5 protein-coding genes are annotated in these 5,507 nt (G+C 34.0%); 1 reads left to right on the top strand and 4 read right to left on the bottom strand.

What is annotated here, in order from left to right:
• Positions 1-53 precede the first annotated feature (53 nt).
• From V7024_RS05235 to V7024_RS05220, 4 genes are read right to left on the bottom strand one after another with little or no spacing between them, the layout of a single operon-like run.
• Positions 54-647: a DNA alkylation repair protein gene (locus V7024_RS05235; RefSeq protein WP_335516606.1), complete on the bottom strand. Its 594-nt coding sequence runs from the start codon at positions 645-647 to the stop codon at positions 54-56.
• A gap of 35 nt (positions 648-682) precedes the next feature.
• Positions 683-1,483 (bottom strand): ABC transporter permease, encoded by an 801-nt coding sequence (locus tag V7024_RS05230; RefSeq protein ID WP_335516603.1) that lies wholly within the window; start codon positions 1,481-1,483, stop codon positions 683-685.
• Positions 1,484-1,488: 5 nt separating this feature from the next.
• Positions 1,489-2,259 carry an ABC transporter permease gene (locus tag V7024_RS05225; RefSeq protein WP_335516601.1) on the bottom strand — a complete coding sequence of 257 codons (771 nt, stop codon included), beginning with the start codon at positions 2,257-2,259 and terminating at the stop codon, positions 1,489-1,491.
• The gene (locus V7024_RS05220; protein WP_335516598.1) at positions 2,252-3,280 is read right to left on the bottom strand and encodes an ABC transporter ATP-binding protein; all 1,029 of its coding nucleotides are present in this window, start codon (positions 3,278-3,280) and stop codon (positions 2,252-2,254) included. The genes V7024_RS05225 and V7024_RS05220 overlap by 8 nt, the downstream gene beginning before the upstream one ends.
• Positions 3,281-3,913: 633 nt before the next feature.
• Here V7024_RS05220 and V7024_RS05215 point away from each other — a divergent pair.
• The gene (locus V7024_RS05215) at positions 3,914-5,281 is read left to right on the top strand and encodes an Nramp family divalent metal transporter (RefSeq protein ID WP_335516595.1); all 1,368 of its coding nucleotides are present in this window, start codon (positions 3,914-3,916) and stop codon (positions 5,279-5,281) included.
• Positions 5,282-5,507 lie beyond the last annotated feature (226 nt).

Genomic DNA, 5,507 nt, shown 5'->3' with positions numbered 1-5,507 from the left:
AAGTAGGATATATATATAAAAAATTATCACTACTTACCCAAACAGCATTTATCTCAAATCATATGACGACTTGCAATTTGATACGTAAATAATATAAATGGTTCTTTGCAGTCCCAACTGCTTAATTCCCTCTGAACTAACTCTTTATGTTTTTTAGAAATATCACGAATCGCATTTCCAACTGACTTCCTTACATATTCGCTAGGGTCATTCTTTAAATTTGAAAGTAATTGTATTGCTACTTCAGGATTTTCCTTAAAAAATGGTTTTGATGTCCATACGCGTAATCCTTCTGTAACAGCTCTTCTTACATTTGCGTTCTTATCCGACAACCATTCATTTATAACTGGAAGGGCATTTTCATACCCTGTTTTAGAACAAAATGTATCAAACGCTTTAGCTAGCACCTCTTGCGCCCGCCAATCATTATTTTGACTAACCTTACATCTTAAATAATCAAGAACTTCCCTATTGTATGACGAAATTTCTCCTAATAAGAATATAGAAAAATACATCTGTTTAGAGTTATTCTCTGCTACGTACAAATGTACAGCTTCCGCGAAGATACCCTCCCAATTCTTATCTTTACAAAATTCACTAGCATATTTTCTTAATGCCGTCATATTCATACCATCTAACTCTAACAACTGTATCCCCCTCCCATTACATACATTTTTTAAGATTAACTTCCTGTACTAGTAAATGCACTTAGCCCAAATTTCCAAAAACGATAAGCAATGAAACATAGTATGATAGCAACGAGTGGTGTGCACAATGAAACCCATTTATACCCCTTATCGAAGAAAAAAGCCGCTGGATAAAAGGATGTAAAACTATAAGGAATAATGAACGTTAAAATAAATGCGATAACTTTATTATAAATCGTAATCGGATACCGTGAAAAATCACTTAAATTGAATACTGCTGATACAATGGGAAGGCTATCTGTCATCCAAAAAGAAAACGTAATAAAAAATAAATTTAATGCAACAAAGATAAGACCGCTTGATATGATCATAATGATGAGTATCAGTACATTTCCCAGTGTAATAGCAATATCGAGATTACTAATGGAATAATAAAGAACAATTCCCCCTATGATCAGTTGTCCTATTCCATCTTGCTGAACACGCTCCGCTATAATTTGAAACAACGGGTTAATAGGACGGATAAGCAAACGGTCTAAATTTCCTGTCCGAATGTATTGCCATCCAATCGTCCATAAATTATCAAAGAAAATATGATGGATTGCCCTTCCTGCAAAAGCAATTCCGTAGATTAAGAGAATTTGATAAAAATTCCATCCTTTTAAAGTTTCAATGTGATCAAATACTACTTTTATAAAAAAGATAGCGGCAAATTGTTGAATGAAGACTGAAGAAATTCCTATTAAAAAGTCTACTTTATATTCCATCATAACTTTCAAGTGCTGCTTAAAATAGACAATGTATAAGAATGAGTATCGTTTAAGAGTTTGCAACAATTCACTCACCCCCCAAATATTGTGATTTTTCGAATTGCTAACGTCCATAAGAATCTGACAAGTACTGTAATAATAATTAACCACATGAATTGTGTCGCAATTGCCATATAAGCCTGTGTCCCTGATATTGAACCTGTATAAATAGAAACAGGTATATAGACCATAGATTGAAAAGGTAAAAACATACTAATTTCTTGAAACCATTGTGGATAAAGCGTTAATGGGACAAGTGCCCCGGAACAAAATTGAATAACAGACTCTCGCAGAAGTCGAAGTCCCCATATATTAACAGTCCAAAAAGCTAATATACCAATAATAAGATCTAACTGAGTGCCAATTAAAACACCTAAAATTACACTTACCGTAAATAATAGAAAAGACTCTAATGATTGTGGTAGTTGAATCCCTACAAACCAGATGGCAAAAAGCAGCATAGGAAACGTTGTACGCATAGAGTTAGAAATCTTTTGTCCTATATCCATCGCAACAAGTTTATCTAACAAATGATAGGGCTTCATAAGTTCCATCGCTATGTCACCTTGTTTAATCATTCTCGCTAAATTGTTCCCTACTCCTGATACGTATTGTTCCAATAACAAAGCAATAACCATATACGTTAGCATATTCGTCAGTGAAAGTTCTCCAACAGTCTCTTTATTCTCATATACAGCATTCCAAAAATAATATAACGTACATAATTTAACGATAATCGCAAACGTACCTGCCCAATACCACGCTGCATATGAAGTATCTAGCTTTATCTGCATTTTAAGCATTTCCCAATATTTCCTCAAGGGATTCCTCACCTCCGTGCTGATAAAGATCTTTAATAATCGTCTCCAATTTCGGATTTGAAATCGTTAAATCTAGTATCTTATTGTGCCTTGCCAGTTCTGACAGTACAAATTCCGATGAAACATTTTTTGTATGAAAACTTAGCTCTACGTAAGATGTATTTTCTATTTCACTCTTTTGTATCGCTATGTCATTTTGTAATGATACGGGAATCTCAAGTATTGTTTGTTCTTCTAATTCTAAAGATAGGATACGATTATATGAAAAACGATCTTTAAGATTTTGTAATTCACCATCATAAATAATAGTCCCTTTATCAATAATAATAATCCGCTCACAAAGCTCTTCTATATCCTGCATATCATGTGTAGTTAATACAACTGTTGCGTTCAATTTCTTATTCATTTCTTTAATAAAACTACGTATTTTCGCCTTTACATCAATATCTAGACCAATTGTAGGTTCATCTAGGAACACAACAGAAGGTTGATGAAGAAAGGCAGCAGCCAACTCACAACGCATTTTTTGTCCGAGTGATAGCTGGCGAACAGGTAATGGCATTAAATCCCCAAGATCCAGTACATCTTCAAATAAATGCAACATTTCCTGATATTTTGTTTTTGGAATCTCATAAACATGTTTTAATAGTTCAAAAGACTCCCGCACCGGAATATCCCAGGCAAGTTGTGTACGTTGTCCAAAAACAGCTCCAATATTTTTCGCATTCTCCTGTCTATTTTTGTACGGAATAATTCCATTCACCTTAATTTCACCAGTATCTGGAGTTAAAATTCCACACAGCATTTTAATAGTGGTTGACTTTCCAGCACCGTTGAATCCGATATACCCAACCATTTCCCCTTTTTCAACAGAAAAAGAAATTGGTTTTACCGCCTGCTTATCATAATACTTACGTTTTATTAAAGCTTTTATTGCGCCCATTAAACCTGGCTTCCGCTCTAAAATCTTATAACTCTTCGTAACATTCTTTACTTCAATCATTTATAAATCTCCTACTTCCCCTTTTCCGAATATTAGCCGTTATACTACTGAAGTATTATAGTAATCAAATAAATTCCATCATTCTTTTTACACCTGCCTCTCATAAAATATAGAAAAATTGTAGATTACAAGTTAAAATCTCCAAATCTACGAAAACGTTTGCATAAATAGAAACTAGTATAATTTTACAAGAGCATTAAAATATTATCAACAGATTTAAGTCTATCCGTCATACTAATAATTCCAGTTCAAATTCTATTCAGAATCATGCGCCTTCTCAAAATAAAGTGAAACTAACCATCAGTGAAGGCATTTCTTCTTCCACCTCTGATGGAAAGCCCGCCCAATCGGGCTTTTACGGGATAAATGTTGTCTGTTAACAAGTACATATATTTCATGACAGAAATAAACATATTTATGCTCACCTATTTTCTCCCTTTTGCATAAAATTTAATCACACATCATATTTTTAAACCAGACTAAAAAAGTTGGTCTAGGTAAATTTTTAAAGCGTAATGCCGTTTTTTTGACCAAAGAAAAAACAAACCATATTTTAGGTTTTAAAAATAAAAAATATTATATTATCTTTCTTTTCGCTTTAAATAAACCAAATTAAACGGGAGAGGATATGTTATGGATGAATTAGAAACAGTCAAAGGAAAAAGTGCGGTTGCTGTATCACACCAGGAAGGCTGGCGGCAACAGAACAGCGATCCTAGTTTACGTGAAGTGTACAAAAGTATGAGGGTCCCGAAGAAAGGAAATTCACTTCGAAAGCTCCTTGCATTTATGGGACCTGGTTATCTCGTTGCAGTTGGATACATGGATCCTGGAAACTGGGCTACATCGTTAGCTGGAGGGTCTGCTTATAACTATACGTTACTATCTGTCATTTTGATTTCTAACTTTATGGCTATTATTTTGCAGGCACTATCTGCAAAGTTAGGGATTGTAACAGGAAGAGACCTAGCACAAGCATGCCGTGATCATTTTAGTAAACCTGTGTCATTCGTTTTATGGATATTATGTGAATTAGCTATTGCAGCTTGTGATTTAGCGGAAGTCATAGGTGCCGCTATTGCATTAAACCTTTTATTTCATGTTCCTCTTGTATGGGGAGTATGCATTACTTCATTTGATATCTTATTAATACTTTTATTGCAAAATAAAGGATTTCGTTATATTGAAGTGATTGTTATTAGTTTAATTGCAACGATTTCTGTTTGTTTTTGTGTCGAACTTTTTATGTCACATCCACAGTTAAATGAGATTGCAAAAGGCTTTATTCCAAGTAAAGAGATAATTCAAAATCCACAAATGCTGTTTATCGCACTTGGAATTTTAGGAGCTACGGTTATGCCGCATAATTTATATTTACATTCTTCTATCGTGCAAACGAGAAATTATGAAGGTACACCTAAAGGAAAGCGAGAAGCGATTAAGTTTTCAACGATTGACTCTACAATCGCATTAATGTTGGCTTTATTTGTTAATGCATCAATTTTAATATTAGCTGCGTCTGCTTTTCATCAAACAGGGCATACCGAAGTGGCCGAAATTCAAGATGCCTATCAATTGTTAAATCCGATTCTTGGAAGTGGCGTTGCGAGCGTATTATTCGCCGTTGCTTTATTAGCCTCGGGACAAAATTCTACGCTAACAGGTACGTTAGCTGGGCAAATTGTAATGGAAGGATTTTTAAATATTCGTTTACGCCCATGGATCCGTCGCTTAATTACGCGTTTAATTGCAATTATACCTGCAGTCATTATTACGCTAATATACGGAGAAAAAGGAACTACGGATCTTTTAGTATTAAGCCAGGTTATCCTATCTCTTCAACTTTCCTTTGCAGTTATTCCACTTGTTATGTTTACTAGTGACAAAAAGAAAATGGGTGAATTTACAAACTCACTTTGGACCAAAGTGATCGCTTGGTTTATTGCAATTGTTATCGCTATTTTAAACGCATATCTACTTTTCACTACATTTTCAGGATAAAAGATTCTAAATATATCTCTATTAATCTAGACATAGAAAAAACTCCTGTTTAACCAGGAGTTTTTTCTACTTTTCTTCTTTTAAAAGTTTTATTTCAATTTTTTACATAAATCTCATTATCGGAAATTTCCTTAAAAGTAATATATAAAGCCATTTTGACTTTTCGACATATAGATTGCTGCTATGCAGAAAAAAGGATTCTGCACTCGCTCTCGCCCACCTAAAA

This window comes from Bacillus sp. JJ864, from assembly GCF_036963045.1.
GTDB classification, from domain to species: domain Bacteria; phylum Bacillota; class Bacilli; order Bacillales; family Bacillaceae_G; genus Bacillus_A; species Bacillus_A pseudomycoides_C.
The sequence above is the reverse complement of the archived record's forward strand: the minus strand, read 5'-3'. Positions and strand labels throughout refer to the sequence as shown.

Coding starts and splice junctions, on each gene's coding strand:
- V7024_RS05215 (WP_335516595.1), top strand. CDS start 3,914: ATGGATGAATTAGAAACAGTCAAAGGAAAAAGTGCGGTTGCTGTATCA.
- V7024_RS05220 (WP_335516598.1), bottom strand. CDS start 3,280: ATGATTGAAGTAAAGAATGTTACGAAGAGTTATAAGATTTTAGAGCGG.
- V7024_RS05225 (WP_335516601.1), bottom strand. CDS start 2,259: ATGCTTAAAATGCAGATAAAGCTAGATACTTCATATGCAGCGTGGTAT.